The following is a 13,497-nucleotide window of genomic DNA, read 5'->3' as shown; positions in this document are numbered from 1 at the left end:
TTGTAATCCCGCCAGCGCGAGCCGATGCACACAAGGTGCAATAGCGCAGCCACCATAAACAAGCAGCCCGGCCATTGGCCGGGCTGCTTGCTATGTGGGGCGCTGACGAGTGGACGCAGCGAGCGGGTGTGAGTTAGCGGGGCTCACGCAGAAGATTGGTGAGGGCGCTCGGCAGCTCGGGATAGCTGAAGTGAAAACCGGCCTGTTGCAGCCGTGCTGGTATCACCTTTTGTCCGGTCAGCAGCAGATCTGCCGCCTCCCCCATCACCAGTTGCAACAGCGGCGCCGGGACGAAGAAGAGGTGTGGACGGTGCAGCGTGGTGGCAAGGGTTTGGCTGAACTCCCGGTTGCTGACCGGATGGGGCGCAGTGCCGTTGAAGATGCCGCTGCACTCTTCGTGCTCCAGCAGGAACAGCATGGCGCGCACCAGATCCTGCACATGGATCCAGCTCATCATCTGGCTGCCTGATCCCATGGGGCCGCCGAGTCCGAGTCGGTAGGGGGGGAGCATTTTGGGCAGCGCGCCGCCATCCATACCGAGCACCAGCCCGATCCGCACGATACAGACCCGGGTTTGGCGGCTCTGGGCCTCCTGCGCCAGGGTCTCCCACTGTTGGCAGAGCTGGTGGGTAAACTCGTCGTTGGGGGAGCGGCACTGCTCGTCGAGGGTTTCGGTACCCTGTCTGCCATACCAGCCGATGGCGGAGGCGTTGATCAGCACCTTGGGCGGCGTGCTGGATAGCTTGATGAGATCCACCAGCTGCTCGGTCAACAGCCAGCGGCTATCGCAGAGCAGCTGTTTGCGCGACTCGCTCCAGCGTCCGGCGGCGATGGGTTCGCCGGCCAGATTGATCACCGCGTCCACGTCATTGAGGTCATCGAGCCGGTCGAGGTTATCCAATTCCTTGATATCGTGACCGAGCAGGGAGTAGGCGCGGCTCCCCTGCCTGCTCAAGACCACGACCTCGTGATTGACCTTGAGATGGGCAACCAGCTTGCGGCCGATAAAGCCGGTTCCTCCGGTAATAAGAATCTTCATCGCTGCATGCTCCTGCTGCCGTTTGCTCAACTTTAATGGTGTGGCTTCCCTTCAACAAGTGAGACGTGCTTCGGGAGTTTTCTGTTTGACGTTTGTTAACTCTATCCTCTTCTTACGACATATTGTTGAACAATAGTTTGAATTGATTGATTTTTGTTGGGTGGACATTTGTTGATCAATCGCTATTATGGCGACCCTTTTCGCCTGTCCACCGAGGCTGTCACCCATTATCCGAGCATCAAAGAGGCCGCCATGCCATTTCGTCGTTTGAAACTTCGCCAGCTTTACTCGAGGATTCTGTTGGCGCTGCTGATGGGGGGCGGGATCCTGCTGCTGGGGGTTATTGCCGTTATCTGGCAGACGGTGACGGAGACAGAGCGTGATGCCGATTCACGGTTGCAGCATGCCCGTGTGATGTTTGAGCGCTCCATCGGCCATGCCCAGCAGGCGGCCATCAATGTGAAGGGGATGCTTGGTCACTCCTGCAAGGAGGCGGCACAACTGCTGCGCGAACAGGTGGCCACGGTGCCTTATGTCCGTTCCGCCAATCTGGCTGTAGGCAGCCACATCTATTGCACCTCGCTCTATGGTGACTACGATGGCCCCTTCAATCCCGACCGCTATGTGGATGGCAGGTTGCAACTGCTGCCTGGCAATGAGGTCACACCGGATCGCCCGTTGATCGTGCTGCGTCATGAAACGGACAAGGGGAGTGTGCTGATCGGTGTAGATGGCTACTACCTGCGCAATACCCTGGAGATCTCCAGCAAGAACTCCCCGATGGCTCTGGTGGTGGGTCAGAGGGCTCTGTTTGGCTCAGGTCAGGTCGGGGCGGCGCCCTCTCCGACAGAAGAAGGTTATATTGCCCTCGCTTCGGCCGATTTCCCCTATCAGGTCGTCACCCGGGTCACGGTGCATGACTACTGGAGCCACGCATGGCGCTACTCCAGATATACCTTGTTCCTCTCTCCGCTGCTGGCGCTGCTGATTGGATTCGGCACCTTCAGGCTGATGGGGCGTAGCAGCTCACCAGCGGAGGAGCTCAAGCGGGCGTTGATCGAGGAGGAGTTTATCCCCTATCTGCAGCCTGTGGTCTCCGGTGAGGATGAGCAGTGGCGTGGCTGTGAGGTGCTGATGCGCTGGCAGCATCCCAAGCAGGGGATGATCTCGCCGGATCGCTTTATTCCGCTGGCGGAAGATAGCGGCCTGATCGTGCCCATGACCAGCCTGTTGATGGCGCAGGTGCGCGACCACTTCTCCCCTTATACCCGCAAGCTGCCGGCAAAGTTCCATTTTTGCTTCAATATCAGCGCCAGGCACTTTCAGGATCTCGACCTGTTGGCTGACTGCAAGGCCTTTCTCGACGCGTTTAAGGACAATCCCGTTGATTTGGGGCTGGAGCTGACTGAGCGTGAACTGCTGGTAGCCGATGAGACAACCGCCCGGATGTTTGCCGAATTGCGTAAACTGGGCGTGTTGATCTCTATCGATGACTTTGGCACCGGTCACTCCAGTCTCACCTATCTGCAACAGTTTCAGGTCGATGCACTCAAGATTGATCGGAGCTTTGTGGAGATGATCGGCACGGATGCACTCTCCAGCCATATCGTTGAAAACGTGATTGACCTGGCGAAGCGACTTGAATTGATCCTGATCGCGGAGGGGGTCGAGAAGCAGTCGCAGGCGGACTACCTGCGGGCGCGGCATGTTGACTATCTGCAAGGGTATCGTTACAGCCGCCCCATCCCGATGAAGCAGTTTTGCAAGACCCTGTTTGGCTGAACGGTTTAATGGGGAGCATAAAAAACCAGCGATCGCTCGCTGGTTTTTTTGTTGATACGGTTTGGCTTGGGCGATCAGAGCATGCGCTGGAGGGCGCGGGCCAAGCGTTTGACCCCCTCTTCAATGGTCGCTTCATCGACGCAGGAGAAGCTCAGGCGCAGGGTGTTCTTGATCTCGGGGCGCACGTAGAAGGGGGCGCCGGGTACGAAGGCCACCTTCTCCTTGATCGCCTCGTCAAACAGCGCCATGGCACTGATGTGGGCTGGCAGGGTCAGCCAGAGGAACATACCCCCTTCCGGTCGGGTGTAGCTGACACCGGGCGGGCAGTGACGGGCCAGCGCGGCCTCCATGGCAGCGCGCTGGCGGCCATAGACCTCCTTGATCTGCTCCAGGTGAGCGTCGAGGGAGTTGTCGGTCAGGAAGCGGTGCAGCACCTGCTGGCTGAAGGCGTTGCTGTGCAGGTCGGTCGCCTGTTTGGCGATGGTCACCTTCTTGCGCAGCCACTCCGGCACCAGCATCCAGCCAAGACGGAAGGCGGGCACCACGGTTTTGGAGAAGGAGCCGAGCAGTACGGTATTGTTCGGCGCCAGCTTGGCAATGGGGGGCAGATGCTCGCCCTCGAAGCGCAGTTCGCCGTAGGGATCATCTTCCACCATCAACAGCTCGTGGCTGATCAGCCGCTCCGCCAGTGCCTCGCGGTTGGCACGACTGTAGGAGACACCGCTCGGGTTCTGGAAGTTGGGCACGCCGTAGAGCAGCTTGGCATTGGAGCCGCTTGCCAGCAGCGCATCCAGCGCCGCCAGGTCCAGCCCCTCTTCTTCAAGGGTGATCGGCTTGAAGGTGGGCTGGTAGACAGAAAAGGCCTGAATGGCGCCAAGGTAACCCGGCTCTTCGATGATGAGATCCTGACCCTCGTCGATCAGCACCTTGCCCAGCAGATCCAGCGCCTGCTGGGAGCCGCTGGTGATCAGGATGTTGTCCGGATTGACCTGCATGCCGTGGCGGGCCAGATAGCGGTCGGCAATATATTGGCGCAGCGGGGCGAAGCCTTCGGTCGCCGCATATTGCAGGGCAGCAGCCCCTTGCTCGCGCAGTACATCCTGACAGGCCTGATCGATCGCCTTGACCGGAAACAGGTGGGGATTGGGCAGGCCACCAGCGAAGGAGATGATCTCCGGATTGGCGGCAACTTTGAGGATTTCACGGATAAAGGAAGGTTCAACCTTCTCGAAGCGCTGGGCAAAAAACGGCTGCATAGACAATTCTCTCGGCATGTGGGCGGTCGCTCCATTCGACCGCCAGGTTATCCGTTTGTATCAGATTTCAGAAATGAGGCAATGATTGTCACAAAAATCGCCAAAAAAGGGCTGGAACGACTCTACTGCGGATTATATTGGACGGTTAGTCGGTGTGGTGATGCCAGTGAGGGGGCAGGGAAGTGGATGGCCGGAATATTTGTTGCGCGAAACACTTGCGCCTTGGGCCTATCTTGGGATAATTCGCTCCCCTGTTTTCGCGGGGCGATGAAATACCGAGCCGCGAGCGGTCCCGCTCGGGATCGAACACAAGATGTATTACCCGGATTGATGAAATAACGAGACCATTATGCCTGTGACCCAAGATGTATTTAACGAAGACGGCAAGTTCATGCGCAAGATCCGCAGCTTTGTCCGTCGCGAAGGCCGCCTGACCAAAGGGCAGGAGAAGGCCCTGGAAGAGCTCTGGCCGGTCATGGGTATCGATTTCGAGCCAAAGCAGCTCGATCTGGTCGCACTGTTTGGCCGCGAGGCACCTGTGGTGCTGGAGATCGGCTTTGGCATGGGCGCCTCTCTGGTGGAGATGGCCAAGAATGCCCCTGAGAAGAACTTCATCGGCATTGAAGTGCACTCCCCGGGCGTGGGCGCCTGTCTGGGTACCGCTCAGGAAGCGGGGGTCACCAATCTGAAAGTGATCTGCCACGATGCGGTGGAAGTGCTGGAGCACATGATCCCGAACGGTTCCCTCTCCTGCCTGCAGCTCTTCTTCCCGGATCCCTGGCACAAGAGCCGTCACCACAAGCGCCGCATCGTACAGCCTGCGTTTGCCCAGGATATTCGCCAGAAGCTGGCCATCGGTGGCGTGTTCCACATGGCGACCGACTGGGAAAACTATGCAGAGCACATGCTGGAAGTGATGAGCGCCGCCGAGGGTTACGAGAATACCTCTGCCACCGGCAACTGGGTGCCCCGTCCGGACTGGCGTCCGCTGACCAAATTTGAACAACGTGGCCACCGTCTCGGCCACGGGGTTTGGGATCTGATTTTCAAGCGTGTCAGCTAAGCTGGCACGTCAACACACCTAGCGTATCAACTAACTTGAGGAGCTATCATGGCCAATCGTAGCCGCCGCCTGCGCAAGAAACTGCGCGTCGATGAATTCCAGGAAATGGGTTTCGACATCAGTTTCAACTTCCCGGTCGGCACTGCCGAAGAGACCATCGATGCGGTAGTCGATGCGATGATCGATGAGGTTGTTGAACCCCGTAAACTGGCTTTTGCCGGCTCCGGTCACCTGGCCTGGGAAGGGATGATCTGCACCCAGCAACTGGGCAAGTGTACCGAAGAAGACCGCGCTGCCGTCAAATCCTGGCTGGAAGGCAAGGGGATGGAAGCCGTGGTCGTTACCGAGCTGTTCGACCTCTGGTACGGTGAACCGGCCTGATACAAGGCTGCCGCATCTGGCGCCTTGTTGTGGGTAACTGAAAAATCCCGCCGCTGGCGGGATTTTTGTCAGTGGGGATGGGATCTCCACCGCTGTTTTAGTCATGGAATCGCTTATTGCTTATGGTGTTGTCATCCGAATTACTGGCCAGCATCCTTGAAGAGGTGCGCCCGTTGCTGGGACAAGGCAAGGTGGCCGACTACATTCCGGCACTGGCTCAGGTACCGGCCGATCGGCTGGGTATCGCAGTCTGTACCGTCGAGGGGGAGCTGTTCACCGCCGGTGACGCTTTTGAACCCTTCTCCATCCAGAGTATCTCCAAGGCCCTGAGCCTGACCCTGGCACTCACCCTCTATCAGGAGGAGGAGATCTGGGCCCGTGTTGGCAAGGAGCCCTCCGGCCAGCCGTTCAACTCGCTGGTGCAGCTCGAGTTCGAGCAGGGGATCCCCCGCAACCCCTTTATCAATGCCGGGGCGCTGGTGGTGAGCGATCTGCTGGAGACCCGCCTCACCGCGCCGCGTCAACGTACTCTGGAGCTGGTGCGTCGCCTCAGTGGCAACCCGGCCATCATGGCGGATCCGGTGGTGGCCCGCTCCGAATATCAGCACTCTGCCCGCAACGCTGCCATCGCCTATCTGATGAAGGCCTATGGCAACTTCGAAAACGAAGTGGACAAGGTGCTGCAAAGCTACTTCAATGCCTGTGCCATCCGCATGAGCTGCGTCGATCTGGCGCGGGCATTCATCTATCTGGCCAACCGTGGTGTGCCACTGGGCGACAGCGTGCCGCTGCTGCCTGCTCGCACGACCAAACAGGTCAACGCCCTGCTCGCCACCTGCGGCCTCTATGACGAGGCGGGGGATTTTGCCTATCGGGTCGGCATGCCGGGCAAATCGGGCGTCGGCGGCGGTATCATCGCCCTGATCCCGGGCGAACTCTGCGTCTGTGTCTGGTCGCCCGAGCTCAACAAAGCCGGCAACTCGCTGGCGGGTACGGCGGCGCTGGAACTGCTGGCCGAGCGGCTGGGTCGCTCCATTTTTTAACCTTGTTCACTATGAATCGAGACATCATCATGAAACGACATCTTCGCTTCCTGCAGGCCGCGCTGGCGACCTTACTGCTCTGGTGTGCCCTGCCCGCCGTGGCAGGGGAATTGCCACCGCTCTCGCTGGCCGATGCCAAGGCCAAACAGGCTGTCATCCTGGATACCCGCGCCAGCTACTTCTATCAGGGGTGGCCGATGGAAGGGGAGAAGCAGGGCGGTCATGTGGCGGGCGCCGAGAACCTCTCTGCCGAGTGGAAATACAGCGATGAAGAGTGGCCAAAGGCGCTCGAGATCAAGGGGCTGAAAGCCGATCGTCCGGTTGCGCTCTACGGTGCGTCCCGCGAAGTGGCCGAGGTGGCCCGTCTGCTGCGCAAGCAGGGGATCAAGCAGCTGTTCGAGCTGCAGGGGTGGCAAGCAGCACCGCGCGAGTCGCTGGCACGCTGGCAGCAGCTGGTCTATCCGCGCTGGCTGGCGGATCTGCAAGAGGGCAAGCCGGTTGTAGCGGCGCCCAAGGGTGACTGGAAGCTGTTTGAAGTGGATTGGGGTTCACCCAAGGCCTACCTCATCAGCCATATCCCGGGGGCCGGTTATATCGATACCAACAGCCTCGAAGAGGAGCCGCTGTGGAACAAGGTCTCTGACGAAGCGCTCAAGAAGCTGCTGCTGGACAACGGCATCCGTCACGACACCACCGTTATCCTCTATGGTCGCAACACCATGGCGGCTGCCCGTGCCGCGCATCTGATGATGTATGCGGGGGTGGAAGATGTGCGCCTGCTGGATGGTGGTCTGGATGCCTGGTTCGTGCAGCATCTGCGCACCGAAACCGGTCTGCCCAACAAATATGAGCCGGTGAAGGAGTTTGGCGTGGCCATTCCCGCTCACCCCGAGTACTACACCACGCTAAGTCAGGCGAAAGAGCTGCTCAAGCAGCCCGATAGCGCGCTGGTCAGCGTGCGTACCTGGGACGAGTTTGTCGGCAACACATCCGGTTACAGCTACATCAAGCCGAAGGGCGATATCCCGGGGGCCAAGTGGGGTCACGGCGGGGTGGATGCCAACAGCATGAGCGATTTCCACAACCCGGACGGCACCATGAAGCCGGCCCGCGAGATCCTCGCCATGTGGGACCAGTGGAACATCGAGCCGACCCAGCAGGCTGCGTTTTACTGCGGTACCGGCTGGCGTGCCTCCGAGGCCTTCTTCTACGCCTGGCTGATGGACTGGAAACAGATCAGCGTCTACGACGGCGGCTGGTACGAGTGGAGCATGGATCCCAAGAATCCGACCGTGACCGGTGAGCGTCAGCCCGCCAAGTCATGATTGCGTTTTTGCGCTTGAAAGAAGAGGCCGGACAGAGATGTCCGGCCTTTTTCATTGCGCTCGCCACCCGGCCAGATAACTAGGCTAAGTCGCTGATTATTGACGGCGATCCCGCTTTGCTCATCGCGCCATCCCGTGCCGTGCGATTGAACTAGGCTTCAAGAAACATCCTCGTGGTGAGGATGATCGCAGAAGAGGCCGCAATGAAAAAACTGATGATGATCCTGGTGTGTGCCCTGGGGCTGGTGGCATGCAGCTCCCAATACATCATGAGCACCAAGGATGGCAAGATGATCACCACAGAGAGCAAACCCAAGCTGGACGAGAGCACCGGCATGTATCGCTATTACGATCATGAAGGGCGCGAGGTGATGATCAAGAAAGATGACGTGACCCAAATCATGGAGCGCTAAGCGCTCTCTTGCCGCAAGGGCCGCTATCTGCGGCTCTTCTCTTTTTGCCGAAAAGTCGCGCTGTTTTCTCTGTTGATCCCCGCACATTCGCAGCAAATTCAGCTGTGATACAGCTTCCGTTATGGTTTAACCCTTATCATCACACTCCATTTTTTATTGGAGGTGTTATGTCCTTGATGTCTATCTGGAATTCCCGTTTTTCTGCACGCAGCTTGCTGGGTGCTGTCTTGCTGGTGGTGGCGTCAGCCAGTCATGCCGGTGACGATCAGTTCACGCTGGGGCGGACTATTTTACTGGGAGCCGGTGATCATGGTGCGACAATTCCTTTGGTGGTTTGCCGTCAGACCAAATATATCAAGGTGAAGGCGGAGCGTGATTTGACCCTGGATCGGGTGGTGGTGACCTATGGTGGTGATCGTACCAAGACCATTCGTTTCGATCGGGAAATGAGCAGTGATAAAGAAACCGAGTGGAAATCACTGGGCTCGCGCCGTTGTGTGAAAAAAATCGAAGTGTACGGTAATTCAGAGCGCAGCAAAGCGGGCGTAAAAGTATTCGGCCGCAAATAATTGATGCGGTTTTTCTGCGCAGACAGATGAGTTAAAAATAATGGCGAGCCGTGGCTCGCCATTATTTTTTATGGTCGGGTTAGCTATTTTTTCGGCCGAAACGGCTTGATGACAGTTTCATCGCACTCGAGATACGGCCCTTCCATCAAATCGATGCAGTAGGGGATGGCAGGGAAAACTGCATCCAGACATTCTCGGATTGATTTGGGCTTGCCCGGCAGATTGACGATCAGGGTATCGTCGCGCAGTCCGGCAGTCTGGCGCGATAGAATGGCAGTCGGCACAAACTTGAGGGATTCGGCCCGCATCAGCTCGCCAAAGCCCGGCATCATGCGATCACATACCGCCTCGGTCGCTTCCGGCGTGACATCCCGCTTGGCCGGACCGGTGCCGCCTGTGGTGACGATGAGACAGCACTGCTCCTCATCCGCCAGCCGGATCAGGGTCGCTTCAATCTGCTCCTGCTCATCGGGGATCACCTGATAGACAGGTTCCCACTCCGAGGTCAGATAGGCGTTCAGGGTGTCGATGATGGCCTTGCCGGAGAGGTCTTCATAGATGCCCGCGCTGGCGCGATCGCTGACGGTGACGATACCGATTTTTGCCTTGCTCATGGTCTGCTCTTGAATGTCCGATAAAAGTGGCAATTAAAATAACATAATCAGTGAGATATGTTAAACCGTCAGGAGATGACGCGGGTCGGTGAGGGAAGAATAAAGTGTCGAATGAAGCAAAATATGGCCACCCGGATTTTTATTTGCAATAAAAAACAGAAAATCACAACCTAAAATGTATAAGTGTTTTATCTCGCTTGAATTAAAAACAATCGCTTGTTTCCAAACACAATTAAAATAGATAGACACCCTCGTAGTGACCATTGTCCGGTTTAGTCGCCAGTGGATGGATTGAACCCTTTTTAGCCGCGTCGTATATACAGATTTATATGGCTGGGACGTGATGGTGTGGTACCGCAGTGTGTTGCCAGCAATAGTCGCCAAGGAGGGCATATGGAGTTGCCTGATTTTGACACCCTGAAGGAGTTGGCTGCGAGTGAGCCCTCCCGGCTGGATGCGATTCTGGAGCAGCAGATCGACCAGTTGATGGCCCGAGCGAGCCCCGATCAGCAGCGCCGTCTGCGCGGGTTGCAGTTCAAGATTGATGGTCAGCGCCGTCTGGCGAAAAACAATCTTGATAGCTGTATCCGGATTACCAACATGATGCGGGAATCTTTTTATTTGATGCGCAGCGAAATGAGCCAATTCAGGGAAGAGGGGGACCCTCCGCCTGAAAGCGATGGCAGTGGTAAAATAATCCATCTGGCGGACTATCGACGTCGCAAATAATCTGAAATAACCCCCTTGGTTGATATTTCAGCCAAATCGGTGAGGCCATAATAAAGGGAATTGCTGGCGACCTGATTGTTATGGTTTTTAATGTTAGTCGTAATGTATTTGTGATGTAATCTCTTTTTTCCTTCTTGTAATAACTTATTAGTCAGGTTGTGATAGGGGTGGATGAATAACAGTAAAAGTTAGGCTAATATGGCCGAAATTTTTATTGCTACGACTCGAAGGGATTATGAGAAGTATCACACCAAGACGGGTGTTGTCGCGGGAACAACAGACAGAGATCACCCGCATTATCGTCAAGGTGGGTCAGATGTTGGCCCAGTTCGGGGCGGAGAGCCGGATCATCGAGCAGACCACGGTGCGGTTGGGGATGGCGCTGGGGCTGGAGAGTGTCGAAATGGCCATCTCTTCCAGTGCCATCGTGCTCACCAGTCTCTATCAGGGGGGTTGCGTCACCACTACCCGGCGGGTGCGCGAACATGGCATCAATATGCAGGTGGTGTGCGAGATCCAGCGGATCTGCATCATGGCGGAAAAAGAGCTGATCGGTGCCCGTGAAGTGCGCCAGCGCCTCGAGGCCATCGTCCCCTTTCACTATCACCCCTGGTTGGTGGTCCCCATGGTGGGGCTCTCCTGTGGTGCCTTTAGCCTGCTGTTTGGCGGTGACTGGCCCATCTTCCTGGTGACCTGTTTCTCGTCTGCCGTGGCGATGCGGGTGCGCCAGCTGATGGCTCGCCATCACCATAGCCCGCTCATCAACTTTGCCGCCACCGGCTTTATTGCCACCCTGCTCTCCTCCAGCGCCACCTTCTTCAACTGGGGTGACCAGCCCTATCTCGCCATGGCGGCCAGCGTGCTGCTGCTGGTGCCGGGCTTTCCGCTGATCAATGCGGTCTCCGACATGGTGAAGGGCTACTTCAATATGGGGCTGGCCCGCTGGGGGACCGCGACCCTGCTGACCATCAGCGCCGCCATTGGTATCATTTTGGCCATGTCGGTCACCGGGATCTGGGGGTGGAAGGTATGAAGGTTGTCGACTCTGTATCGGCCAGCGGGAACGGGGTTGCCCTGCTCACCATCAGCGCACGGATCAATACCGGCATCATTCTCGCCATGTCGGTCACGGGGATCTGGGGGTGGAAAGTATGATGGATTTGCTCTGGCTACTGGCCAAGGATGCCTTCTGGTCCTCCATCCCGGCGGTGGGGTTTGCCATGCTGTTCAACGTGCCGCCACGGATGCTGAAGTATTGCGCCATGGGCGGCGCATTGGCCCACAGTCTGCGGACCCTGCTGATCCACTATGGTATGCCCATCGAGTGGGCGACGCTGGCTGCGGCGACCACGGTCGGCTTTGTCTGCGTCTACTGGTCTCGCCGTCTGCTGGCGCCGCGTCCGGTGTTCAGCGTTGCCTCGATTATTCCGATGATCCCGGGCAGCTATGCCTTCAAGACCATGATTGCGGTGGTAGAGCTAAACATCAATGGCGTGACCATGGAGTTGATCCAGAGTGCGGTGGAGAACGGCCTCAAGGCGCTCTTTATCGTCGGTGCCCTCAGTTTCGGTTTGGCTATTCCGTCTCTGGTCGTGTATCGTAACCGCCCCATTATATGAATGGTGAAGTGAGATACTGATACCGTGAAGATTTCTATGATTGCTGCCCTCGCGAAAAAGCAGGTGATCGGCAAGAATAACCTGATGCCTTGGCATATGCCTGCTGACTTGGCCCACTTCAAGCGTGTCACCCTCGGTAAACCGGTATTGATGGGGCGCAAGACCTTCGAATCCATCGGTCGACCGCTGCCCGGACGGCGCAATCTGGTGATCAGCCGCAATCCCGACTATCAGGCTGAGGGCATTGAGGTGGTGGGCTCCGTCGAGGCGGCGCTGGCGCTGTTGGCAGGCAGCTCGGTGGAGGAGTTGATGGTGATCGGTGGTGGTCATCTCTATGCCGAGATGTTGCCGAGCGCGGATTGTCTCTACCTGACCCGCATCGATCTGGCGGTGGAGGGGGATACCCGCTTCCCTGCTTTTGACGATGGTCAGTGGCAACGCGTTGATTGCGAGAGCCACCCTGCCGATGAGAAGAACCCGCACCCCTATAGCTTTGAGACCTGGCTGCGCCGCTGACGGGCGAATGCTAATGGGCAAATAACAACAAGGGCATCTTCGGATGCCCTTGTTGTTCTGTTGGATTTCAAGGCGGGATTAGATGCCTGAGCCGTCGTTCTCGCCATTTTCCTCGTGCAAACCGCACTCGCGCTTGAGGCCGAAGAAGCGGGTCTGCTCCTCGCTCATGCCCGGTTCCCACTTGGCGGTGGTGTGGACATCGCCCACCGACAGGTAGCCCTGCTCCCACAGCGGATGGTAGGGGAGGTCGAACTCCTTGAAGTAGTAGAAGACGTCCTTGTTGCTCCAGTCGATCACCGGCAGGAACTTGAAGCGGCCGCGCTGGATGCCCAGCACCGGCAGCTTGCCACGGCTGCCGGACTGCTCCCGGCGCAGGCCGGAGAACCAGGTCTGGGCCCCCAGCTCACGCAGGGCGCGGTCCATCGGCTCCACCTTGTTGAGCTGGTTGTAGCGGGTGATCCCCTCCACCCCCTGCTCCCACAGGAGACCGAAGCGCGCCTCCTGCCAGGCAGGGCTGAGCTCGGCCCGATAGATCTTCAGGTTGAGCGCGAGGCGCTCGGTCAGCTCGTCGATGAAACGGTAGGTCTCCGGGAACAGATAACCGGTATCGGTCAGCACTACCGGCACGTCGGCCCGCTCGCGGCTTACCAGATGGAGCATCAGCGCCGCCTGAATGCCGAAGCTGGATGAGAGCACATGCTCCCCCGGCAGATTTGCCAGGGCCCAGCGCACTCGCTCAGGGGCACTCATGGTATCCAGCTCCCGGTTGAGGGGCATCAGCGCCTCGACTTGCTCCTCACGGCCGAGGGCCAGCAGCGCCTGCAGGTCAAGGCGGCCATCTTCAGTGACATTAAGCGGCAGATTAAGCGGCATAGAAGTCCCTCGCAGAATCGATAACGGGGGCAATCACCCCAACCCGGATCACGAAGTCGCCGAAGCACTCACCCTGATTTCGCTTGGTGGCCCAGCGGCCGATCAACGCGTCGAGTTCGGCCAAAATCTGCTGCTCGGTGATGTTCTCCTGATAGAGGCGCGGAATGCGGGTCCCCTCCAGATTGCCACCCAGATGCAGGTTGTAGCGACCCGGCGCCTTGCCCACCAGACCCACTTCCGCCAGCATGGCGCGGCCGCAGCCGTTGGGGCAACCG

At 58.0% G+C, this 13,497-nt stretch carries 16 protein-coding genes and 1 pseudogene; 12 read left to right on the top strand and 5 right to left on the bottom strand.

The features are described from left to right. Positions 1 to 133: 133 nt before the first annotated feature. Entirely contained in the window at positions 134 to 1,039 is a 906-nt protein-coding gene (locus AACS18_RS08150) for a TIGR01777 family oxidoreductase (protein WP_108614096.1), read from the bottom strand. A 252-nt stretch (positions 1,040 to 1,291) separates the two neighbouring features. Here AACS18_RS08150 and AACS18_RS08145 point away from each other — a divergent pair, with 252 nt between their 5' ends. Beyond that, positions 1,292 to 2,821, top strand: a complete 1,530-nt coding sequence (locus AACS18_RS08145) for an EAL domain-containing protein (protein ID WP_146184874.1) — start codon at positions 1,292 to 1,294, stop codon at positions 2,819 to 2,821. A 74-nt stretch (positions 2,822 to 2,895) separates the two neighbouring features. Here AACS18_RS08145 and AACS18_RS08140 read toward each other — a convergent pair whose 3' ends face one another. After that, positions 2,896 to 4,077 carry an aminotransferase-like domain-containing protein gene (locus AACS18_RS08140; RefSeq protein ID WP_108614094.1) on the bottom strand — a complete coding sequence of 394 codons (1,182 nt, stop codon included), beginning with the start codon at positions 4,075 to 4,077 and terminating at the stop codon, positions 2,896 to 2,898. A 349-nt stretch (positions 4,078 to 4,426) separates the two neighbouring features. Here AACS18_RS08140 and trmB point away from each other — a divergent pair, with 349 nt between their 5' ends. From trmB to AACS18_RS08110, 6 genes are all read left to right on the top strand, one after another. After that, complete coding sequence (trmB, locus tag AACS18_RS08135) at positions 4,427 to 5,140, top strand: tRNA (guanosine(46)-N7)-methyltransferase TrmB (RefSeq protein ID WP_005335228.1); 714 nt, start codon at positions 4,427 to 4,429, stop codon at positions 5,138 to 5,140. 48 nt (positions 5,141 to 5,188) lie between these two features. Further along, positions 5,189 to 5,521: a YggL family protein gene (locus AACS18_RS08130; RefSeq protein ID WP_005348158.1), complete on the top strand. Its 333-nt coding sequence runs from the start codon at positions 5,189 to 5,191 to the stop codon at positions 5,519 to 5,521. Between the two features lie 122 nt (positions 5,522 to 5,643). Beyond that, entirely contained in the window at positions 5,644 to 6,564 is a 921-nt protein-coding gene (glsB, locus tag AACS18_RS08125) for a glutaminase B (protein ID WP_108614093.1), read from the top strand. A 29-nt stretch (positions 6,565 to 6,593) separates the two neighbouring features. Beyond that, positions 6,594 to 7,889 carry a sulfurtransferase gene (locus AACS18_RS08120; protein WP_042022766.1) on the top strand — a complete coding sequence of 432 codons (1,296 nt, stop codon included), beginning with the start codon at positions 6,594 to 6,596 and terminating at the stop codon, positions 7,887 to 7,889. 203 nt (positions 7,890 to 8,092) lie between these two features. Next, a complete protein-coding gene (locus tag AACS18_RS08115) occupies positions 8,093 to 8,302 on the top strand; it encodes a YgdI/YgdR family lipoprotein (RefSeq protein WP_005335219.1) in 210 nt (69 codons plus the stop codon). A gap of 167 nt (positions 8,303 to 8,469) precedes the next feature. Further along, positions 8,470 to 8,871, top strand: coding sequence for a DUF2541 family protein (locus AACS18_RS08110; RefSeq protein WP_108614092.1), 402 nt, complete (start codon positions 8,470 to 8,472; stop codon positions 8,869 to 8,871). Between the two features lie 83 nt (positions 8,872 to 8,954). Here AACS18_RS08110 and mog read toward each other — a convergent pair whose 3' ends face one another. Next, positions 8,955 to 9,485 carry a molybdopterin adenylyltransferase gene (gene mog / locus AACS18_RS08105; protein WP_005348144.1) on the bottom strand — a complete coding sequence of 177 codons (531 nt, stop codon included), beginning with the start codon at positions 9,483 to 9,485 and terminating at the stop codon, positions 8,955 to 8,957. Positions 9,486 to 9,878: 393 nt separating this feature from the next. Here mog and AACS18_RS08100 point away from each other — a divergent pair, with 393 nt between their 5' ends. The 5 genes from AACS18_RS08100 (at position 9,879) to folA (ending at position 12,349) form a co-directional block, all read left to right on the top strand. Then, complete coding sequence (locus AACS18_RS08100; RefSeq protein WP_021229719.1) at positions 9,879 to 10,214, top strand: DUF3135 domain-containing protein; 336 nt, start codon at positions 9,879 to 9,881, stop codon at positions 10,212 to 10,214. 235 nt (positions 10,215 to 10,449) lie between these two features. After that, positions 10,450 to 11,247: a threonine/serine exporter family protein gene (locus AACS18_RS08095; protein ID WP_005348133.1), complete on the top strand. Its 798-nt coding sequence runs from the start codon at positions 10,450 to 10,452 to the stop codon at positions 11,245 to 11,247. Further along, a complete protein-coding gene (locus AACS18_RS08090) occupies positions 11,244 to 11,369 on the top strand; it encodes a hypothetical protein (protein ID WP_258228887.1) in 126 nt (41 codons plus the stop codon). Before AACS18_RS08095 ends, AACS18_RS08090 begins: the two co-directional genes overlap by 4 nt. Further along, positions 11,366 to 11,833 carry a threonine/serine exporter family protein gene (locus tag AACS18_RS08085; protein WP_026035076.1) on the top strand — a complete coding sequence of 156 codons (468 nt, stop codon included), beginning with the start codon at positions 11,366 to 11,368 and terminating at the stop codon, positions 11,831 to 11,833. Before AACS18_RS08090 ends, AACS18_RS08085 begins: the two co-directional genes overlap by 4 nt. A 24-nt stretch (positions 11,834 to 11,857) precedes the next feature. Further along, a complete protein-coding gene (gene folA / locus AACS18_RS08080) occupies positions 11,858 to 12,349 on the top strand; it encodes a type 3 dihydrofolate reductase (protein ID WP_041235107.1) in 492 nt (163 codons plus the stop codon). A 78-nt stretch (positions 12,350 to 12,427) separates the two neighbouring features. Here folA and AACS18_RS08075 read toward each other — a convergent pair whose 3' ends face one another. Together AACS18_RS08075 and AACS18_RS23260 are read right to left on the bottom strand one after the other, a co-directional pair. Further along, the gene (locus AACS18_RS08075; protein ID WP_108614091.1) at positions 12,428 to 13,222 is read right to left on the bottom strand and encodes a phosphoadenylyl-sulfate reductase; all 795 of its coding nucleotides are present in this window, start codon (positions 13,220 to 13,222) and stop codon (positions 12,428 to 12,430) included. Beyond that, positions 13,212 to 13,497: pseudogene (locus tag AACS18_RS23260) on the bottom strand (sulfite reductase subunit beta); the annotation flags it as partial. The pseudogene AACS18_RS23260 and the gene AACS18_RS08075, both read right to left, overlap by 11 nt.

It is taken from the genome of Aeromonas sp. HMWF015, from assembly GCF_963878965.1.
GTDB classification, from domain to species: domain Bacteria; phylum Pseudomonadota; class Gammaproteobacteria; order Enterobacterales; family Aeromonadaceae; genus Aeromonas; species Aeromonas veronii.
Note: the sequence above shows the minus strand (reverse complement) of the source record. Positions and strands in the feature narration are given on the sequence as shown.

Coding starts and splice junctions, on each gene's coding strand:
- AACS18_RS08150 (WP_108614096.1), bottom strand. CDS start 1,039: ATGAAGATTCTTATTACCGGAGGAACCGGCTTTATCGGCCGCAAGCTG.
- AACS18_RS08145 (WP_146184874.1), top strand. CDS start 1,292: ATGCCATTTCGTCGTTTGAAACTTCGCCAGCTTTACTCGAGGATTCTG.
- AACS18_RS08140 (WP_108614094.1), bottom strand. CDS start 4,077: ATGCAGCCGTTTTTTGCCCAGCGCTTCGAGAAGGTTGAACCTTCCTTT.
- trmB (WP_005335228.1), top strand. CDS start 4,427: ATGCCTGTGACCCAAGATGTATTTAACGAAGACGGCAAGTTCATGCGC.
- AACS18_RS08130 (WP_005348158.1), top strand. CDS start 5,189: ATGGCCAATCGTAGCCGCCGCCTGCGCAAGAAACTGCGCGTCGATGAA.
- glsB (WP_108614093.1), top strand. CDS start 5,644: ATGGTGTTGTCATCCGAATTACTGGCCAGCATCCTTGAAGAGGTGCGC.
- AACS18_RS08120 (WP_042022766.1), top strand. CDS start 6,594: ATGAAACGACATCTTCGCTTCCTGCAGGCCGCGCTGGCGACCTTACTG.
- AACS18_RS08115 (WP_005335219.1), top strand. CDS start 8,093: ATGAAAAAACTGATGATGATCCTGGTGTGTGCCCTGGGGCTGGTGGCA.
- AACS18_RS08110 (WP_108614092.1), top strand. CDS start 8,470: ATGTCCTTGATGTCTATCTGGAATTCCCGTTTTTCTGCACGCAGCTTG.
- mog (WP_005348144.1), bottom strand. CDS start 9,485: ATGAGCAAGGCAAAAATCGGTATCGTCACCGTCAGCGATCGCGCCAGC.
- AACS18_RS08100 (WP_021229719.1), top strand. CDS start 9,879: ATGGAGTTGCCTGATTTTGACACCCTGAAGGAGTTGGCTGCGAGTGAG.
- AACS18_RS08095 (WP_005348133.1), top strand. CDS start 10,450: ATGAGAAGTATCACACCAAGACGGGTGTTGTCGCGGGAACAACAGACA.
- AACS18_RS08090 (WP_258228887.1), top strand. CDS start 11,244: ATGAAGGTTGTCGACTCTGTATCGGCCAGCGGGAACGGGGTTGCCCTG.
- AACS18_RS08085 (WP_026035076.1), top strand. CDS start 11,366: ATGATGGATTTGCTCTGGCTACTGGCCAAGGATGCCTTCTGGTCCTCC.
- AACS18_RS08075 (WP_108614091.1), bottom strand. CDS start 13,222: ATGCCGCTTAATCTGCCGCTTAATGTCACTGAAGATGGCCGCCTTGAC.